This is a genomic window from Lentzea kentuckyensis (genome assembly GCF_002150765.1).
GTDB classification, from domain to species: Bacteria; Actinomycetota; Actinomycetes; order Mycobacteriales; family Pseudonocardiaceae; genus Lentzea; species Lentzea kentuckyensis.
In genome coordinates this window covers 29,052-29,631 of sequence record NZ_MUYM01000176.1, presented here as the reverse complement: position 1 = coordinate 29,631, position 580 = coordinate 29,052, and the positions used below count along the sequence as shown (strand labels likewise).

The 580-nt window shown below is 68.6% G+C and carries 1 protein-coding gene; it reads left to right on the top strand.

Going from position 1 to position 580, the window contains the following annotated elements:
* A partial coding sequence (locus tag B0F77_RS45245; RefSeq protein ID WP_211294364.1) for an HAD-IA family hydrolase occupies positions 1–560 on the top strand: 560 nt, incomplete at its 5' end.
* Positions 561–580 lie beyond the last annotated feature (20 nt).

Below are 580 nucleotides of genomic sequence, written 5' to 3'. Positions count from 1 at the left end.
GCCGCGGGCGTGCCGGTGGTGACCGCATGATCGTGCTGTTCGACATGTTCGGGGTGATCGCGCGCGACCAGTCGCGCGAGGTGATGGACACGATGAGCGTCGAGCCGGAGTTCTGGGACGCCTACTGGACGCACCGCCCCGCCTACGACCGCGGCGACGTCACGGCGCAGGAGTACTGGCGGCTCGTCGGGCACCCGCCGCTGGTCGAGCAGGACGTCGCGAGCTGGAGCCGGGTCGACTACGAGATGGTCGCCTACCTGCACGAACTGCACCGGACCGGCCGGCGGATCGCCCTGCTGTCCAACATCCCCGAGGACCACGCCCGGAACTTCGAACGCACCTACGAGTGGCTGAACCTGTTCGAGGTACGCGCGTTCTCGTGCCGCATCGGCCACGCCAAGCCGGATCGCGCCGCCTTCGAATGGTGCCGCGACCGCCTGAACGGCGAGGACATCCTGTTCGTCGACGACCGGCTGGAGAACGTGCGGGCCGCCGAACTGGTCGGCATGCACGGCCACCACTTCACCGGGATCGACGGGCTGCGCACCGTGCTCGGCTAGCGCCTGCAAGTTGGTTGTAG